Source organism: Sphingomonas hankookensis, from assembly GCF_022664465.1.
In the GTDB taxonomy this organism is placed as follows: Bacteria; Pseudomonadota; Alphaproteobacteria; order Sphingomonadales; family Sphingomonadaceae; genus Sphingomonas; species Sphingomonas hankookensis.
Genome location: NZ_JAKREV010000003.1, coordinates 24,533 through 41,473, shown reverse-complemented (window position 1 = coordinate 41,473; position 16,941 = coordinate 24,533). Strand labels below are relative to the sequence as shown.

At 69.4% G+C, this 16,941-nt stretch carries 14 protein-coding genes; 5 read left to right on the top strand and 9 right to left on the bottom strand.

The annotated features are described in order from the left end of the window. Positions 1–132: 132 nt before the first annotated feature. The 4 genes from MF610_RS09545 to MF610_RS09530 all read right to left on the bottom strand — a co-directional run bounded on the left by MF610_RS09545 (position 133) and on the right by MF610_RS09530 (position 4,386). Positions 133–885 carry a virulence factor gene (locus MF610_RS09545; RefSeq protein ID WP_242195495.1) on the bottom strand — a complete coding sequence of 251 codons (753 nt, stop codon included), beginning with the start codon at positions 883–885 and terminating at the stop codon, positions 133–135. Beyond that, positions 882–3,503 (bottom strand): bifunctional lysylphosphatidylglycerol flippase/synthetase MprF, encoded by a 2,622-nt coding sequence (gene mprF / locus MF610_RS09540; protein ID WP_242195492.1) that lies wholly within the window; start codon positions 3,501–3,503, stop codon positions 882–884. Before mprF ends, MF610_RS09545 begins: the two co-directional genes overlap by 4 nt. Next, on the bottom strand, positions 3,496–3,939 hold the full coding sequence (locus tag MF610_RS09535) for a DUF2147 domain-containing protein (protein WP_242195488.1): 444 nt from the start codon (positions 3,937–3,939) through the stop codon (positions 3,496–3,498). Before MF610_RS09535 ends, mprF begins: the two co-directional genes overlap by 8 nt. 90 nt (positions 3,940–4,029) lie before the next feature. Then, a complete protein-coding gene (locus MF610_RS09530) occupies positions 4,030–4,386 on the bottom strand; it encodes a hypothetical protein (protein WP_242195486.1) in 357 nt (118 codons plus the stop codon). A gap of 245 nt (positions 4,387–4,631) precedes the next feature. Here MF610_RS09530 and MF610_RS09525 point away from each other — a divergent pair, with 245 nt between their 5' ends. Both MF610_RS09525 and MF610_RS09520 read left to right on the top strand, forming a co-directional pair. After that, positions 4,632–6,239: an inorganic phosphate transporter gene (locus MF610_RS09525; RefSeq protein ID WP_242195483.1), complete on the top strand. Its 1,608-nt coding sequence runs from the start codon at positions 4,632–4,634 to the stop codon at positions 6,237–6,239. 11 nt (positions 6,240–6,250) lie between these two features. Next, positions 6,251–7,702 carry a hypothetical protein gene (locus MF610_RS09520; protein WP_242196520.1) on the top strand — a complete coding sequence of 484 codons (1,452 nt, stop codon included), beginning with the start codon at positions 6,251–6,253 and terminating at the stop codon, positions 7,700–7,702. Positions 7,703–7,945: 243 nt separating this feature from the next. Here MF610_RS09520 and MF610_RS09515 read toward each other — a convergent pair whose 3' ends face one another. Continuing rightward, positions 7,946–8,719 carry a hypothetical protein gene (locus tag MF610_RS09515; protein ID WP_242195480.1) on the bottom strand — a complete coding sequence of 258 codons (774 nt, stop codon included), beginning with the start codon at positions 8,717–8,719 and terminating at the stop codon, positions 7,946–7,948. Between the two features lie 142 nt (positions 8,720–8,861). Here MF610_RS09515 and MF610_RS09510 point away from each other — a divergent pair, with 142 nt between their 5' ends. Continuing rightward, positions 8,862–9,962 carry a glycosyltransferase gene (locus MF610_RS09510; protein WP_242195477.1) on the top strand — a complete coding sequence of 367 codons (1,101 nt, stop codon included), beginning with the start codon at positions 8,862–8,864 and terminating at the stop codon, positions 9,960–9,962. Here MF610_RS09510 and MF610_RS09505 read toward each other — a convergent pair. From MF610_RS09505 to MF610_RS09495, 3 genes are all read right to left on the bottom strand, one after another. Further along, positions 9,923–10,480 (bottom strand): hypothetical protein, encoded by a 558-nt coding sequence (locus tag MF610_RS09505; protein WP_242195475.1) that lies wholly within the window; start codon positions 10,478–10,480, stop codon positions 9,923–9,925. The genes MF610_RS09510 and MF610_RS09505 overlap by 40 nt on opposite strands. A 199-nt stretch (positions 10,481–10,679) precedes the next feature. Beyond that, positions 10,680–11,513 (bottom strand): glycosyltransferase family 2 protein, encoded by an 834-nt coding sequence (locus MF610_RS09500; RefSeq protein WP_242195472.1) that lies wholly within the window; start codon positions 11,511–11,513, stop codon positions 10,680–10,682. Beyond that, positions 11,510–13,582, bottom strand: coding sequence for an HAD-IIB family hydrolase (locus MF610_RS09495; protein WP_242195469.1), 2,073 nt, complete (start codon positions 13,580–13,582; stop codon positions 11,510–11,512). Before MF610_RS09495 ends, MF610_RS09500 begins: the two co-directional genes overlap by 4 nt. A 60-nt stretch (positions 13,583–13,642) precedes the next feature. Between MF610_RS09495 and MF610_RS09490 the strand changes: the two genes are divergently transcribed. Both MF610_RS09490 and MF610_RS09485 read left to right on the top strand, forming a co-directional pair. Continuing rightward, positions 13,643–14,713: a glycosyltransferase family 4 protein gene (locus MF610_RS09490; RefSeq protein ID WP_242195466.1), complete on the top strand. Its 1,071-nt coding sequence runs from the start codon at positions 13,643–13,645 to the stop codon at positions 14,711–14,713. Continuing rightward, positions 14,710–15,930, top strand: a complete 1,221-nt coding sequence (locus tag MF610_RS09485) for a glycosyltransferase family 4 protein (RefSeq protein WP_242195463.1) — start codon at positions 14,710–14,712, stop codon at positions 15,928–15,930. Before MF610_RS09490 ends, MF610_RS09485 begins: the two co-directional genes overlap by 4 nt. On the opposite strand, the gene MF610_RS09480 is transcribed toward MF610_RS09485, so the two are convergent. Then, positions 15,852–16,715, bottom strand: coding sequence for a glycosyltransferase family protein (locus MF610_RS09480; RefSeq protein ID WP_242195461.1), 864 nt, complete (start codon positions 16,713–16,715; stop codon positions 15,852–15,854). The genes MF610_RS09485 and MF610_RS09480 overlap by 79 nt on opposite strands. Between the last annotated feature and the right edge of the window lie 226 nt (positions 16,716–16,941).

Here is a 16,941-nt window from a genome sequence, read left to right as displayed (position 1 = left end):
ACAATTTTTCTGTCGAGGTTCGTCATTCTCTCGCAGGCGCGAATCCGTTGACGCGACCGTATCGGCTTCCAGCGCGAGGGCAGTGGGTATGGACTTCCGCCTGCGCGGGAATGACGACGGGGATCAGGCGCCCTACGCCAATATCGTCGGATCGGCGGTGCGCAGCGTGGCGAGGATGGTGGCGATGACCAGTTGGTCGTCGTGGCCGAGGAAGTGACCGCCGGGCAGGCCGACGACCTGCGCCTTGCCGCCGCGCAGGGTCGGGCACAGGCTGTCGGCCTCTTCCTGCCCATAGATGCACACGACCGGCGCCCAGTTCAGCGCGCGCAGCGCCTCCGCCGGGCGGGCGTCGGGGGTGCCGTGATAGAGGATGCCGGTCGGGTCGGAGCGGAAATAGACGGTCTGGGCGGGCACGACGACGCTGATCGCGGCGATGCGCGCGCGCAGGTCGGCGGGCAGGTCGGGGGCGGTGGCCGATACCATGTCGGCGCCGAACGACTGGCCCATCAGGATCACCCGCTGCGCACCGGTGCGGGCGAGCGCGGTGCGGATCGCGCCCGCGATCACCGCGTCGACCTCGGCGCGCGTCTTGCGCGTGCCGAAATTGACCGGCGAGCTGACGCCGACGACCGGGATGCCGTGCCGGGCGAGCGCGGGGACGACGACGCTGCCCAGACCGAAGCGCAGCCCCATGTCGCCCGACACATAGACCGCGACGACCGAGGGGTGGCGCTTGCCCCCGTCGAACAGGCGCAGCGACTGGTTGTCGATCAGGTGCAGCGCCGGTGCGGCAAGGCCGAGCAGCACCAGCAGCCCGGCGAGCAGCGCGCCGATGCCGATGCGGCGGCGCAGGCGACGGCGGCGGGCGGGGCGGGACAGCGTCATGGCTGGGGTACTTTCGCAGGCGGCTGGGCGGGTTCGGCGGGGGCGGTGCCGAGATAATGGCGCGGCTGGGGCCGGCCGATCAGGCGGGAAAGGTCGCGCAGGCCCTTCAACAGGCCGATACCGCCGGGACCGGCGATGTAGCGCGGCTCCCAACCGGGCGCGAACTTCTCCTTGTAGGTGCGCAGGCCCCGGAAGCCGTAGAAGCGCTCGCCATGGCGGAAGATGAACGCGGCGGCCTTGGCCCAGGCGGGGGCGAGGCGGCGGTCCTCGATCCCCGACAGCGGCGCCATGCCGATCGAGAAGCGGGCATAGCCCTCAGCCTGCGCCCACAGCATCAGGTTGACCATCAGGAAGTCCATCGTTCCCGGCGGGGCATCGGCGCGGTGGCGCATCAGGTCGACCGACGCCTCCTTGCGGTTGGCGGTCAGCCAGAGATTGGCGAAGGCGATGATGCGGTCGTCGATCGTCACCACCGCGACGTCGAAATGGTCGAGATAGGCGCGGTCGAAATGGCCGAGGCTGAAGCCCTTTTCCTGCTGTGCCTTGGCCGACAGCCATTCGTCGGACACCGATTGCAGGTCGTCGAACACCGTCGCGATCTCCGCCGCGGCGACGATGTGCAGCCGGGCGCCCTTGCGCTCGACCGCCCGTTCGGACTTGCGCAGCGCGCGCAGGCGGGGGGTGTCGAGGGTGAAGGTGGTCAGGTCGACCACCGCGTCCTCGCCGAACTTGACGATGCTGAGCCCCATGCCGATCGCGATGTCGAGGACGGGCGAAGAGACTTCGTAGAGCAGCAGCCGCCCCTGTTCGCGGTCGGCAAGGTCGCGCAGGTTCCACAGCAGCTCGCCCCATGCCTCGCGCGGGCCGACCGGGTCGCCCATCGCGATCCAGCTGGTGCCATGGACCTGGTACATCACGAACGCGTCGCCGGCGTCGGACAGCAGGAAGCGCTTGTCGCCGGTCAGCGCCAGCATCGCGTCGGTGCGGTTCGCCTGGGTCAGGATGCGGCGGACCGTCGCCGAATCGACGGCCGACAGCGCGCCGCGCGCCGATGCCCGTCCGGGCGCCATCAACCGCCACACGCACGCGCCGGCGAGCATGACGATCACGCCCAGCGTCGCGCGCAGGAAGCGCGGCGCGTCGCTGTGCAGCGCGAACTTCCACCACAGATTTTCCGAATAGGGGACGTGGCGATAGGCGAAGAACCCGGCCCAGATCGTCAGCGCGATGACCGCCGCGACCGAGGCGAGCCAGCCCGCGCCGACCGGCTGGCCGGTCAGCGTGGTACGGCGGTAGAAGGCGGCGCGGGTCCATTGCAGCAGCGCGGCGAGGCACAGGCAGGCGGTCGCTTCCTCGTAATCCAGCCCTTTGCCGATCGAGAACAGTGCGGCGGCGATCAGCAGCGCGCGGGTAGCGAGGAACGCGCCGTCGAGCCGGCGGTAGAGCGCGGGGGCGAGCAGCAGCAGCGCGGTGCCGGTCAGGCTGGCGGCGATCGAGCTGCCCTCGATCAGCGGCAGCGGCAGGATCGCGGCGAGATCGCCCATGCGCGCGCGGACCGAGGGGAGCGAGCCCGACAGCAGCAGCATCGCGCCGCCCATGAAGGTCGCGGCGCTCAAGGCGAGCGGAGCGACGCCGGTGGCGATGGCGCGGACGCTGGAGAGGAAGCGGACCGAGTGCCGCCGCTGCCGTGCGCCTTCGTGCCATGCGAGGACGAGGATGCCGACACCCAGCGGCAGCAGGTAATAGAGGACGCGATAGGCGATGAGCGCCGCGAACAGCGTGGCGCGATCGACCGGGATCACCGCCAGCACCACCGCTTCGAACACGCCGATGCCGCCGGGGACGTGCGTCACCACCGCCGCGACGATGCCGAGCGTATAGGCGAGGATGAACGCAGGCAGCAGCGCGGGCGCGGCGCCGGGGATCAGCACGAACAGCGCGGCACTGGCGCAGGCGATGTCGGCCAGCGCGATGGCGATCTGCATCAGCAGCAGCGCAGGGGTCGGCAGCGGCAGGGTGAAGCCGAACAGGCGGATCGGTGCGCGCACCACCGCACAGGCGCCGAGCAGCGCGAAGGTCAGCGCGACCACCGCCCAGCCGGCGAAGCGCACCTCCGCCGCTGACAGGCGAAGGCCGGCGAGGTCGAGCGCGCCGGGATGGAGCAGCAGCGCGACGCCGGTGACGCTGACGACTCCGGCCCAGAAGGTACCGCTGGCGATCGCGACGATGCGGGCGACGTCGGGGCCGTCCAGTCCGGCGGCGCTGTAGATGCGGTAGCGCGCCGACCCGCCGGTCAGGAGCGCGAGGCCGAGATTGTGGCTGAGCGTATAGCTGGTGAACGATGCCAGTGCCGCGGTGCGCCAGGGCAGCGGTCGCCCGATCGTGCGCAACGCCAGCACGTCGTAAAAGGTCAGCGCGAGATAGCTGCCCGCGGTCGCCAGCAGCGCCAGCGCGACCTTGTCCACCGACAGGCTGTGCAGCGCGGCGCGGACGTCCGAAAACTTGATCTCCTGCGTCAGATGTTCGAGCGCGGCGAAGCCGAGGCCGATCAGCACGAGCACCACCAGCACACCGATCGGCGTGCGGTAGCGCTCCATCAGGCGGCGCAGCTCAACCATGCGGCACCTGGGCGATGCGCGACCATGTCTGGCTGCGACAGAGCATCCCGCCCCACAGGCAGCCGCGAATCCGCAGCCTGTCCGGATCGGGCAAGTCGATGCGCGAGGCGAAGCGGCGGCCCATGTCGGGGACGAACACCGTCCCGCTCCACGCACCGCTGCTGTCGGCGGCGTAATCCTGCAGCAATTCGGTGCCGAGCAGCCGGTCGGTGCCGCCGTCCTTCGCATCCGCCCGCGCCGACGCGCTGGCCCACACGACCCAGCCGCACAGATGCGCGCCGCACGGCCCGGTGCGGACGGCGACATTGTTGTGCGGGCTGAGCCACAGGCCGGCCGGCAGCTGCGTCGGTGCGTTGGCGCTGGCGGGCATGGTGATCGCCATCCCCAGCGCCGCCGCGATTCCGGTCGATCCGCGCATCGTTCGATTCCCCTTCATGGTGCGGGGATACCGGATCGCGGGTTGCCGGCGGTTCAGCGCGCGCTGAACAATCGGTAATGTTGGGGGATCGAGCGAGGCGACCCGTGCCTACCGATTGAGCGCGTACGTGATGATGAAGCAGGCGGCGGTCAGTAGCAGCATGGCGAGGATGAAGGTCGCATCGGCGATACGTTCCAGCCAGTGGAGCCGCGCGGTACCCTGTACCCGGAGCGCGAAATAGGAACTGAGCGTCGCGATCAGGAACAGCAGCGCGTCGACCGACAGCAGGTCGTCGGCCACCGTCTGGCGCGCACGCAGCGTGAGGGTGACGTGCAGCAGCCCGATGCCGGTCAGGCACACGCCGACCATGGCCGACGCGATCGGGCAGATCATCCGGCAGGTACGCTCGTCCAGCGCGATGCGGCGGCGGTGTCCGGCGGACGACGAGTCGTTGGGTTGGACCATGATCGCGCTCCAGCACCCGCAGTGGGCATGTCGTCAAGTCCCCCAGGGCGGCGGGGCGATGTGGCGGCGGTGCAACGCACGCGGCGGAAAACGGGGATTTCGCGCATCATATCGCCAAAGCATTATCCATTCGCTATGGCGCGCTTCGCCCGTCCGTGATGCCGATGCGGGGGCATGGGGTAGCTTGTCCCAAGCTGTCACAATTCGCCGATAGGGCGATGCGTTCATTCGGCAGGGGAATTTTGATGACGAGCGCAGCGCTGGAGCGGGATGGACGCCCCGGCCCGAGACTGGACGACGGATTCGGTCGTGCCGGTACGTGGGGATTCGCCGTCGCCATCGTCGCCGCCCTCGGCTATGTCGTCTATAACGTGTATCACGATGCGGCCGCGGCCAGCGTCGATCCGTTGACGCTGATGCCCTTCGCGCTGCTCGTTCTCGCGCTGATCATCGCGCTGGGGTTCGAATTCGTGAACGGATTCCACGACACCGCCAACGCGGTCGCGACCGTCATCTACACCAATTCGATGCCGGCGCATGTCGCGGTCGTGTGGTCGGGCTTCTTCAACTTCCTCGGCGTGCTGCTGTCGACCGGCGCGGTCGCGTTCGGCATCATCTCGCTGTTGCCGATCGAACTGATCCTCGGGGTCGGATCGTCGTCCGGGTTCGCAATGGTCTTCGCGCTGCTGATCGCCGCGATCGTGTGGAACCTCGCCACCTGGGCGCTGGGCATCCCGTCGTCGTCGTCGCACACGCTGATCGGGTCGATCATCGGCGTCGGCGTCGCCAATGCGGTGCTGCAGGGGCGCAGCGGCTCGGCCGGCGTCGACTGGGACAAGGCGGCCGAGATCGGCAAGGCGCTGCTGGTGTCGCCGCTGATCGGCTTCGGCGTCGCGGCTTTGCTGTTCCTCGCCATGAAGGCGCTGGTCCGCAACAAGGCGCTGTACGAGGCGCCGGTCGGCAATACCCCGCCGCCGCTGTGGATTCGCTGCCTGCTGATCTTTACCTGCACCGGGGTCAGCTTCGCCCACGGGTCGAACGACGGGCAGAAGGGCATGGGCCTGATCATGCTGATCCTGATCGGCACGGTGCCGACCGCCTATGCGCTCAACCGCGCGGTGCCGGCGCAATATGAAGCGCAGTTCGCGACCAACAGCGCCGCCGCGGTCCGCGTGCTGGCGCCGCAGGGCGATGGCGCGGCGATCGACGATGCGGCCGCACGCCAGCAGGCGCAGCGCTATATCGCCGAGCGCAAGCTCAGCCCCGAAACCGTGCCCGCGGTCACCACGCTGGTCGGCACGATCGAACGGCAGGTGCGCGAATACGGCACGCTGGCGAAGGTGCCCGCGGCGGTCAGCGGCAACATGCGCAACGACATGTACCTTGCCTCCGAAGCGGTGAAGCGGCTGGGCAAGGAGCCGACGCTGGCGCTGACCGATGGCGACAAGAAGGTGCTTACCGAATATCGCGGGTCGCTCGACGCGGGTACGCGCTTCATCCCGCTATGGGTCAAGGTCGCGGTCGCGTTCGCGCTGGGGCTCGGCACGATGGTCGGGTGGAAACGGATCGTCGTCACCGTGGGTGAGAAGATCGGCAAGACCCACCTGACCTATGCGCAGGGCGCGTCGGCCGAGCTGGTGGCGATGGGCACGATCTTCGGTGCCGACAGCCTCGGCCTGCCGGTATCGACCACGCACGTCCTGTCGTCGGGCGTCGCCGGCACGATGGCGGCCAACCGGTCGGGGCTGCAGATGTCGACCGTGCGCAACTTGTTGATGGCATGGGTGCTGACGCTGCCGGTGTCGATCCTGCTGTCGGGGTCGCTGTACCTGTTGCTCAACCGGCTCTTCTGAGCCCGGTGACGATGGTGGCGGGCGAGGGCGCGGCAGGTCGCAGGCTGCGCCGCGATCCGGTGGCGTGGGCGATCCTGATCCTCGTGTGGTTTTCGTGCGCGTGGTTCGGGTCGTGGGAGTTCAACCCCAACAACGCCGTGCGGATGTTCGCCACGCTGTCGCTGGTCGAGGACCGCGATGCGACGATCGACGAGTTCGCGCACCTGACGATCGACAAGGCGCATTTCGGCGAGCATTATTATTCGGACAAGGCGCCGGGGATGACCGTGCTGGGCATCCCTGCGGTCGCCATCGCCGATGCGGTATCGGGACAGAGCGCGCACGACTTCGTGCCGGGGTTCGAGAATCGCGAGTTCAATCGGTTCCTGAAGATTCGCATCCGGCTGGTCGCGGTGACCGTCTGCGCGCTGCTGACCGCGCTGGCGGCGATGCTGCTGTACGATCTGGTACGAGGGGTGACCGGCAATGGCGAGGCCGGGGCGGTCGCCGCAACGTCCTTCGGGTTGGGCACGACCATGTGGGGGTGGTCGACGACGATGTTCGGCCATGCCCCGGTCGCCGCGCTGCTGCTGATCGCGAGCTGGGCGGTGTGGCGCGGGACCGGGCCGGGTCGATCGCGCGTGCATGCGGTCGTCGCCGGGCTGGCGCTCGGCTGGGCGGTGCTGATCGAGCATTCGGCGCTGATCGCCGGGCTGCCGGTTGCCGGGTTCGCGCTGTGGCGGTTGCGCGATGTACCGCGCCAGCAGGCAGTGCGGACGGTAGGAATTGCGGTCGCGGCGGGAGCGACGGCGCTGGTGGTGCTGATCGGCTATAACCTGATGGCGTTCGGGACGGTGTTTCGCCTCGGCTATTCGGGAGTCACCGACTTTGCGGGGATGCAGGAGGGGCTGTTCGGGCTGACCTATCCCAAGCCTTATGTGCTGTTCGAACTTATCTTCGGCGAGCGGCGGGGGATGTTGTGGGTCGCGCCGATCCTGATCGTCGCGCCGTTCGGGCTGGCGATGTTGGTGCGTGCGCCGGCAACCAAGGCGATCGGCTGGCTGGGCGTCGCGGGTGCGGTGGTGCCGTTCCTGATCAACGCCAGCTATTATTACTGGGACGGCGGCAACGCCACGGGCCCGCGCCACGCGCTGCCGGCGGTCGGGTTTTTGTGCATCGGTGTCGGCATGTTCTGGGCACAGGCGACCCGCTGGTCGCGGATCGCGGTCGCGGCGTTGCTGGCGGGGTCGGTGGTGCTCAACATGGCGATCGCCAGTGCCGAGATCACCGCGCCGCAGGACGAACCGCGCGCGCTGGTGAAGGCGGTGTTCGAAGCGCGGTTCGATCCGGGCTATCTGCGCACGGTGGCCGATGAGTGGCTGGGGTTCACGCCGTGGCAGGGGCTGGCGATCTGGGCGGTGGTGGCCGGGGTCCTGACGGTCGGGCTGGCGGTGCTGGTGCGGCGGGCGCATCGGGGCGATTGATTCACGCGAAGGCGCGAAGACGCGAAGATGAGTGGTTCGCGCGGAGGAGGTGCGTCTGGGGCGATCGATCGCCTGCGTTGCGGCGTTCCGCTGGTTGGAGCACGCCCAGCCAGCCCCTCGTCACCCCGGACTTGATCCGGGGTCCCGCTTACTTACTTCGGTCGAGAAGAAGCCGGACCCCGGATCAAGTCCGGGGTGACGGGCGAGGGGCCGGTGTGAGACCTCTTCCGCCCTCCGCGCGGCCTATTCCGCCGCCTGCGCCTGCGCCTGCGGTTGGTCGATGGCGAACCCGAACCGCGCCTCGACCTCCGGGTCGAGCCATGCATGGATATGTGCGCGGTCGGCGTCGGAGATGTCGGCATAGGCGGTGGGGGTGAAGGGGCGCTTGCCCTGCCCCTTGTAGCTGTCCTGCGCGATGAACGGGTCGGCCATCGCCAAGCCGGTCGCAGTGGACAGGGCGGCAATCACCCCGGCGGGATCGGCGACGAACGCTTCGTGGCTGAGCAGCGCGACATGATGGGCGCGTTCGTGCAGGCCGCTCCAATGGCGCAGCTTCGCGGTGCGCTTGGCCAGCGGGTTGGCGAAACGCTCGCCGGTATCGGGGCAGCGTTCATGCAACATTTCCCGCCCCAGCACCGGGTGGCCGTGCTCGACGCCCCAGAATTCACTGTCCCAATAGCTGTGCCACGGCGCGCGGATGAAGTCGGAGAAGCCGAGCGCCTTGATCTCCGGATGGGCGTGCCATGGCTGGCGGTGCAGGCTGCGCACCCAGTCGACCGGATCGCGTGCGACCGCCAGCACCATCACGTCGCGCGGGAACAGCACCTGTTCAGGGACGAACCAGTGTTTGAAGCCATGGCTTTCCGTAAAGGCATTGCGGCCGAGATTGGCCTCGATCGACCGGATCAGGACGTTGGTGCCCGAGCAACGCTGTCCATAGACCTGGATCGCGCGGATCGGGGCGTCGCCGCGCCGCAGGATGGTCAGGCCGGGGCGGGGGCTGGTCCAGGTCGGCATTCGGCGTCTTATTCCCATGCGAATCATCGGAAATCATTGTGATCCCGAAATAATTTTCTGAATGGCGGCTACGCAGGGAGCCGGCAAGGGTTCCGCCGCGTTGCAGCGGTCAGCGTAAAAGACGGGTTCTTCGGGGGGCAGCATGACGACGCGACCGATCACGTTCTTCATCCATCATCAGGGACGTGGCCATGCCAACCGGGCGATGGCGATCGTGCGCGAACTGCCGCCCGAACGCCGGGTGACGATCCTGTGCGCGCGGCCCGACCTGTTCGACGGGTTCGACCGCCCGGTCGAGATCGTGGCGCTGCCCAACATGATCGGCGCACCGGTGCCGACCAAGGCGTTGTTCGATCAGTCGACGCCCGAAGTGCTGCACTGTGTGCCGCTGGGCGTGGAGGCGACGCGGCGGACGATGCGCACGATCCTCGACCATCTCGACGACGTGTCGCCGGCGCTGTTCGTGGTCGACGTGTCGGCGGAGATCGCGCTGCTGTCGCGCATCGCCAGCGTACCGGCGATCAAGATCCGTATGCATGGCGACCGCACCGATCCGGGGCATCTCGGCGCGTATCAGGCGTGCGTCGGGCTGCTGGCGCCGTTCGACGAGGTGATCGAGCAGGACGACTTCCCCGACTGGGGCCGGGCCAAGACCTGTTACACCGGTGGCCTGTGCACCACGACCGATGCGGTGCCGAGCCGGGCGGAGGCGCGGGCACGGCTGGGGATCGATCCTACCCAAGAAGTCGTGCTGGTTTTGACCGGCGGCGGCGGGGCGGGGACGCCCTATGCCCCGCTGACCATGGCGGCGCGGGCGGTGCCGGATGCGCTGTGGCTGGTGGTCGGGCCGGTGCACCGCGAAGGGCATGAGACCGATTTTGGTAATCTGGTCGAGAAGGGCTGGGTCGAGGGAGTCACCGACCATATTGCCGCCGCCGACGTCGTGATCGCATCGGCCGGCGACAATACGGTGCACGAGATCGCCCGCGTCGGTCGCCCCTATATCTGCGCGCCCGAATGGCGGTACTTCGCCGAACAGACGCGCAAGGCCGACCGGCTGGCCGAGGTCGGTGCGGCGGTGGCGCTGCACCAGTGGCCGGGGTCGTTGGCGCCGTGGCGCGGGTTGCTGGATGCGGCGAAGGCGCTGGACCCGGCGGCGCTGGCGGCGCTGTATGATCCGGGCGCTGCGGCGCGGGCGGCGGATTATATCGAGGGGCTGGCGGTGCGGCTCTGGGCGGACTGACGCGCGGCGCGGGCGAACAGCGCGGCCGAGGCGAGCCAGAGGACGCAGAAGAACGCGGTACCGAGCAGGGTCAGGCGTATGCCTGTCGCGCCGGGATCGGCCCAGCCGGCGGCGAGGCCGGTCAGCCCGATCGTCAGCTGCGTCGCGGCGGCGGCGGCCATGGCCTTCGCGACGCCGGCGGCGCGCAACCGTGCGAGCAACGTGCCGCCGATCGCAACCAGCAGGACGAGGCCGAAGACCGCGTTGATGTCGTTATCCTCGCTGCCGAAGAACCCGACTGCGGCGTTGATCCACACCAGCAGGAACGCGGCGGCGACCGCGACGACCGTGCCGCCGCGATAGGCGAGGCCGGTCGCGGCGCGATGGCCGAGCTCGATCGCGCCGCCCGCTACCCCCAGCATTACCGCTGCAAAGACGTAATCGGCCGGCGACCACGGCGCGCCGGCAACGAACGGCAGACCAAGCAGCGCGGCAGCGGCGCCCCAGCCAAGCAGATGCGGGTTGATCGAGCGGGTCATGGCGGTCCTTCGTGGTTTCTGCCGAAGGGTATGGCAGGGCGGTGTCGACCGCGAAGGGAGCGCTTGTGCAGATTCGGTGGAGAGTGAGGGGCGGAACCCTACCTCACCTTCACCCCGGACTTGATCCGGGGTCCCGCTTCTTCTTCCACGGCCGAAAGAAAGCGGGACCCCGGGTCAAGCCCGGGGTGACGAAGGGTAGCTAACTGAACAAGGCATCCTCACGCCGGCTGGCGGCGATCTCCGCCGGTGTCGGCGTCCGCACCCGTTCGATCGCTTCCGCCTCCGCATTCCAGCGGATCAGCCCCATCTCGGCGAACTGGCCGAGCCAATAGTCCATGCACCACCGGCCCCAGCGCGCGCGGAAGCGGGTGGCGTTGCGCAGGATCGCGTCGAACTGGTGAAGCGGGGGGATGTGGACTGTGTGATGCTGGTGATAGGCGACCGCGCCGCCGACCCACGCCATCGGTATGCCGGCGGCTTCGAGGCGCCACGCGAAGTCGGTTTCCTCCGCGCCATAACCGACATAGCCGGTGTCCATGCCGCCCACCGCATCCCATGCCGAGCGGGGCAGTGCGAACGACAGGCCCCATAGCTCGCCATGGCTGGGGACGGGACGGATTTCATCGTCGGCCAGCGCGGGCTTGGCGGGGTGGCGGACGGCCCTTGCCGGATTGAATGGACCCGGCGGGCAATAGCGGACTTCGCCGAGATAGACGGCGGGGGCATGCGCAAGCGCTTGCGCATAGCGTTCGACGAGCGTCGGCGAGGGCACGCAGTCGACGTCGAGGAAGATCAGTCGGTTGCCCTTTGCCGCTCCCGCAGCCGCATTGCGGGCCTGTGCCAGCGGCATCGGGTGGCCGGGCACGAACACTTCGCGCACCGGCACGCCCGGATCGGGCAGGCCGACGGGCGCGGCGTCCTGCATATAGGCGATGACCAGTTCGTCCGGCGCGCGGGTCTGCGCGGCGAGGCCGGTGAGCAAATTCGCCAGCTGCGCGGTCCGCCCGCGCACCAGCGTGCAGACCGAGATCACGCCGACAGACGCTGCGCCGCGGGCACCTTGCGGAAGTGCGCAACCCCCTCCATGATTCCGAACGCATAGCCACGCTGCGCCACATAGCTGTGCGCGAGGTCGGGGCGCTGGGCCAAGCCGTCGGAATAGTTGCCGACGATGATGGCGTGCGAGCAGGCGCGCAGCATTTCGACATCGTTGCCGCTGTCGCCCGCGACGATCACCTGATCGCGGCGCATGGCCGCGCGCTTGCGGACATACTCGACCGCCGTGCCCTTCGACGCGGCGAGCGGCAGGATGTCGAGATAGCGGCCATGGCTGTGGATCACCGACGCGGCGAACCCGGCATCGGCGAGCAGGTCGCGCACGCGCTCGGCGATATCCGCCTCGCCCGCGGTGAAATAGCTCAGCTTGTGGCTGCGCTGTTCGAGCGGGCTTTGCGGGCGCAGATCACCCTGCGTCGCCAGCAGTGCGGCGATCGCGTCACGGTCCCAGCCGGCATCGATCGTCGCCGTCCAGGCATCGTCGCGGACATAGATGCCGCCATGCGCGCGGTGGTAGATTTCCGATCCGACCGACGTGATCATGACCGCAGGCGGCGCGACGCGGTTCTGCGCGAGGATCGCCAGCGCACTGTGCAGGCTGCGCCCGGTGGCGATGCCGAAGCACATGTCGTGCTGGTCACCATGCCACAGGTTGAACGCCTGCGCCGCCTCGCTCTCGCCCAGCAGCGTGTTGTCGATGTCGGAGATCAGCAGCAGGCGCGGTGCGTCGACCGCCGGGGCGGGCGGGGCGATGACCGCGGCGGCGAGTTCGGCATAGCGCGCGACATGGCCGTCCCAGTCGTACAATTCGGCGGCGGTCGCCCCGGCCCGTGAATAGCGGTCCCACAGCGCGTCGTCGGACAGGATCTTCAGCAACGCCTGTCCGATCGCCATCGGGTCGCGCGGATCGACGAGGATGCCGTTGCCGCAGCCTTCGATGATGTCGTTCGGCCCGCCGCTGTCGGTCGCCACCAGCGGCAGGCCCGAGGCGGCGGCCTCCAGCAGCGTCAGCCCGAACGGTTCGTTGAGCGCCGGGTTGACGAACACGCCGCGCCGCGCGCGGGCATGGGCGTAGATCGCGGGGACTTCGTGGGGTGCATGCGTCTTGGGGATGGCGACCGATCCGTACAGGTCGTAGCGGTCGATCAGCGCGAACAGTTCGGCCATATTGCCGGCCAGTTCGGGTTCGAGGCTGCGCGGATCGTCGCGCGTGCCCGCGACGATGACGAGGTTCGCGGCTGTCTGCAGCGCCGGGCAGCGGCCATAGGCGTGGACCAGCGCCGCGAGGTTCTTCTTGCTGACCGGGCGCGCCAGCGCAAGGATCACCGGCTTCGACGGATCGGCGAGGAAGCGGTCGATGCGCGCGTCGACCATCGCATCGGTACAGGTGCCGGCGAACAGCCCGAGGTCGCTGCCCGGCGGGATGATGCGGATGCGGCCGGGATCGTAGCTGGCATAGCCGGCATATTGCACCTCCGCCTCGTCGCGCGAGGACGCGATGATCGCGTCGGCAGCGGCGATGGCACAGTCCTCGATCGCGATGCGGCGTTCGAGCCCGGCGGTCTCGACACAGTCGGTGCCGAACGCCGCCTGCTTGACCCGGCCGAGCGAGTGGGCGGTGAAGAGATAGGGGATGCCGAGCCGCGCCTTGATTGCCGCGGCGACCGCGCCGGCATCGGCATAATGGGCGTGGATCAGGTCGGGACGCTCGTCCAGCCCCTCGATATGCGCGACCAGCGCGTCGACAAAGCTGTCGGTCTCGCGCCACAGCGCTTCCTTGGGCAGATACGCATCGCTGGCCGAGCGCAAGCGGACGATGCGCGTGCGGGCGTCGACGATATCGACCGGGCGCCAATATTCCTCGCCCAGCGGCCCGCCGTGAAAGGCGCGAGTGACGATCTCGGTCCGAGTGATCGCATCGTGACGCCCCGTGGCAGCGACCAGATCGAGCAGATAGCGGATGTGCCCGCCAGTGTCCGCGGTTACCCCATATTCCACCTCGCGCGCACGCAAACAGCCCTGTAACGCAAGGTGCAGGATAAACATTACGGAACTTTCCCGTTCAAAAACGCGGACTTATTGCCGCCTGGACAGGAGCCGATGCCCGTGCGCTTTGTTCCGGTGGCGATGGAATCGCCGCTTCGTATCGCCCAGCTCGCCCCGGTCATCTACCCGACCCCGCCGCGCGGCACGGGGGGCACCGAACGGGTGGTATCCGACCTGACCGAGGCGCTGATGGCGATGGGCCATGACGTCACGCTGATCGCGCCCAGCGACAGCGTGACCACCGCCCGCCACCTGTCGGCGCATCCCAGCCTGTCGGCGCTCGAAGCCTATCACGGACCGGTCGCGCCGGGGGTGCCCGCCGCGCTGGAGGCGGCGCAGTTGGGGCTGCTGGCGAAACATCTGGCCGAGTTCGATATCGTCCATTGCCATGGCGAGTTCGCGCACGCCGCGGTGTTGGGCGACCGGATCGGGCACAGCGTGACGACGGTGCACTGGCGACTGGACGAGTTGGACCGAAAACTGTTCTTCCATAGCTTTCCCGAGCTGCCGGTCGCGGCGATCTCTGCGGCGCAGGGGCGGGACCTGCCGCGCGCCAACCGGACGGGGGTTGTGCATCACGGGATTCCCGTCGATCGGTTCCAGGCGGGACCGGGGGGTGGCGGCGTCGCCTTTATCGGGCGGATGACCGACCAGAAGCGGCCCGACGTCGCGATTCGTGTTGCGCGCGCCGCGGGGCGGCCGATCCGGCTTGCGGGCGGGATCGATGTCGGCAATCCGCGTTATTTCGACGAGCGCGTCGCGCCGCTGCTGGGCGAGGACGCGGTGCATGTCGGCGAGATCGACGATCGCGCGAAACAGGGATTGCTGGGCGAGGCGGCGGCGTTGCTGTTCCCGATCGACTGGCCCGAACCCTTCGGGCTGGTGATGATCGAGGCGATGGCGTGCGGCACGCCGGTGATCGCGTGGGACCGCGGCAGCGTGCGCGAGGTGATCGACCCCGGCGTCACCGGCTTCGTCGTCCGGACCGAGGAAGAGGCGGTGGCGGCGCTGGCGAAGATCGACACGATCGACCGCGCCGGCGTGCGCGAACGGTTCGAGGCGCGCTTCACCGCGGCGCGGATGGCGGAGGACTATGTGGCGATCTACCGCGAATTGCTGGGCCGGGCATGAGGATCGGCATCCTCAGCTGGGCCTATCCGCCCGAGAAAAGCGGCCTGTCGCGCGCGGCGTGCGAGATCGCGCAGGCGCTGGCCGAGGCGGGGCATGACGTCCGCGTCGTGACGATGGACCGTAGCGACCGCAGCATGGACGGCGCGGTCGAGGTGATCGGGGCGAGCGAGGACGGCTGGCTGGCGCGGTGGCGGCGCCTGCCGGGTATCGGCCATCTGTGCGGGCCGGCGATGGTCGCGCGCACGCTGCGCCGGCTGCATGCCGAACGCCCGTTCGATGTGGTCGAGGCGACGAACTGGTATGCGCCGGGGCTGTGGGTCGCGCTGACCGGACCGGTGCCGCTGGTTACGCGCAACTCGACGCCGGTCGCGACCAGCGCGGCGAAGCCACGTAGCCTGCGCGACCGGATCGATCGGTGGGCGGCGGTGACGCTGGAGGCGCTGTCGGCGCGGGCGTCGGCCGGGTTGATTTCCAATACCGAAGCGCATGGTGTGAAGGTCGCTGCGCTGTACGGCACCCGGCCGCCCGGCGCGGGCCATGCGGTCATCGGGCTTAGCCTGCCGCCGGCGATCGTCGATGCCGGGCGGGCGGCACCCTATCCGCCGGGCAACGCCGAGCTGCGGATGCTGTTCGTCGGGCGCAACGAACCGCGCAAGGGCACCGACGCGCTGATCGGAGCGCTGCCGGCACTGGCGGCGGAGGCCGATGCGGGGACGCTGCCCGATTTCCGACTGACGATGATCGGGCTGCACCGGCAGGAGCTGGACGGCCTGCCCCCGGCGGCGCTGCGGCGGATCGACAGCCATCACCGGGTCGAGGACGATGCGCTGCACGCCGCGCTGGCGGCGGCGGATATCGTCGTGGCACCGTCGCGCTACGAGAGTTTCGGGCTGGTGTATCAGGAGGCGATGACCTTTGGCCGGCCGATCGCGGCGTGCGGCGAGGACCCGAGCGCGCAGCTGTTCGTCGGCGGCAGCGGCGCGGGGTTGCTGGCCGACGATTGCACCGCGCAGGCGCTGGGCGCGATCCTGCGGCGGATGCTGCGCGATGGCGAGTTGCGACGGGCATTGTCGGCCGCGGCGCGGGTGGCGGCGGGGCGGTTCACTCGCGCCGGCCTCGCCACCGAAACCGCCGCGGCCTATGTCGCGGCGGTGAACGGACGGAGCAAGGCGGCTTCGTCGCCTGGGCGGCCGGCGCCGGTCGACATGGCTTCGTAGATCCGCGAGCGTTCGACGACGCGTGCCCGGCTGAGGTGATGGTCGATCGCGCCGGCCAGCGCCAGCGAGGTCTGCTCGAACGGCACGACCGGGCGTTCGTGGACGGTGCCGGCGTAGCGGACATCGGCATGGGTGAGGCGGTACTGGATGTCAGGCCATAGCGCCGACGCCACGCCGTCGACGAGGTTGCGACGGGGCAACCCAAGGGCGCGCAGCCCGTCGCGCTCGGCCGCCTGTATCAGCCAGCCGAGCGCAGCCAGCAGCGCGGCATCGGGGCGCTCGTCGCTGTCGATTTGCAGCACCCAGCCGGTCGCCATCGCCTGTACCCGGTTGCGTTGTGCGGCGAAGTCGCCGGCAAGTGGATGCGACGCCACCCGTGCCCATGGCAGCCGCCGCGCAAGGTGCGTCGCGTCGCCGTCCACCAGCAGGATCGTATCGGCGAAATGGGGGCGCAGGTCGTCGAGCAAGGCGGCGACCGTGTCCGCCTCGCTGGCGCGCGCGATCATGCCGAGCGTGACGGCATGCGGCACCGGCGTCGCCACCCGCCAGCCATCACCGTCCGCGACGAAGCCCAGCGCCCATGCCGCGTTGCGCCGGGCGTGCGGTGCGAGCGCGAAGCCGCGATCGGGCACGCCGTCGACGAGGCTGGCGCGGATCGCATCGCGTAATCCCGCCGCATCGAAGCCGAGATCGGCGACCGCCAGCCCGCAATGGGTGCATTCGGGCAAGCCGCGGGCGTGCCAGTTGGCATTACCGCAGATGGGGCAGCGTGGGCGCTCGTTCATACGGCCGGTCCTTGACGGTGCCGTACCCCTGCGCAGGCGGGGGTCCAGGGCGACAAACGCAGCCCTCCGTTGTGCTGCGCTCCGGACCCCCGCCTGCGCGGGGGTACAGCAGGAGCGGACGGCAGCGGCCGTTCCAGCGGCCCCGATCCCTTGCCAACCGGCGATCCGATACGCCCGTGTTTCAATCCTGCCCCCTTGCGTTGCCGCCACGGGGAACGCACGACGG

What these genes read in the sequence shown, in the direction of transcription:
- MF610_RS09495 (WP_242195469.1), bottom strand. Translation starts at nt 13,582, where the DNA reads ATGTTTATCCTGCACCTTGCGTTACAGGGCTGTTTGCGTGCGCGCGAG.
- MF610_RS09515 (WP_242195480.1), bottom strand. Translation starts at nt 8,719, where the DNA reads ATGCCGACCTGGACCAGCCCCCGCCCCGGCCTGACCATCCTGCGGCGC.
- MF610_RS09485 (WP_242195463.1), top strand. Translation starts at nt 14,710, where the DNA reads ATGAGGATCGGCATCCTCAGCTGGGCCTATCCGCCCGAGAAAAGCGGC.
- MF610_RS09480 (WP_242195461.1), bottom strand. Translation starts at nt 16,715, where the DNA reads ATGAACGAGCGCCCACGCTGCCCCATCTGCGGTAATGCCAACTGGCAC.
- MF610_RS09530 (WP_242195486.1), bottom strand. Translation starts at nt 4,386, where the DNA reads ATGGTCCAACCCAACGACTCGTCGTCCGCCGGACACCGCCGCCGCATC.
- MF610_RS09545 (WP_242195495.1), bottom strand. Translation starts at nt 885, where the DNA reads ATGACGCTGTCCCGCCCCGCCCGCCGCCGTCGCCTGCGCCGCCGCATC.
- mprF (WP_242195492.1), bottom strand. Translation starts at nt 3,503, where the DNA reads ATGGTTGAGCTGCGCCGCCTGATGGAGCGCTACCGCACGCCGATCGGT.
- MF610_RS09505 (WP_242195475.1), bottom strand. Translation starts at nt 10,480, where the DNA reads ATGACCCGCTCGATCAACCCGCATCTGCTTGGCTGGGGCGCCGCTGCC.
- MF610_RS09525 (WP_242195483.1), top strand. Translation starts at nt 4,632, where the DNA reads ATGACGAGCGCAGCGCTGGAGCGGGATGGACGCCCCGGCCCGAGACTG.
- MF610_RS09510 (WP_242195477.1), top strand. Translation starts at nt 8,862, where the DNA reads ATGACGACGCGACCGATCACGTTCTTCATCCATCATCAGGGACGTGGC.
- MF610_RS09535 (WP_242195488.1), bottom strand. Translation starts at nt 3,939, where the DNA reads ATGAAGGGGAATCGAACGATGCGCGGATCGACCGGAATCGCGGCGGCG.
- MF610_RS09520 (WP_242196520.1), top strand. Translation starts at nt 6,251, where the DNA reads ATGGTGGCGGGCGAGGGCGCGGCAGGTCGCAGGCTGCGCCGCGATCCG.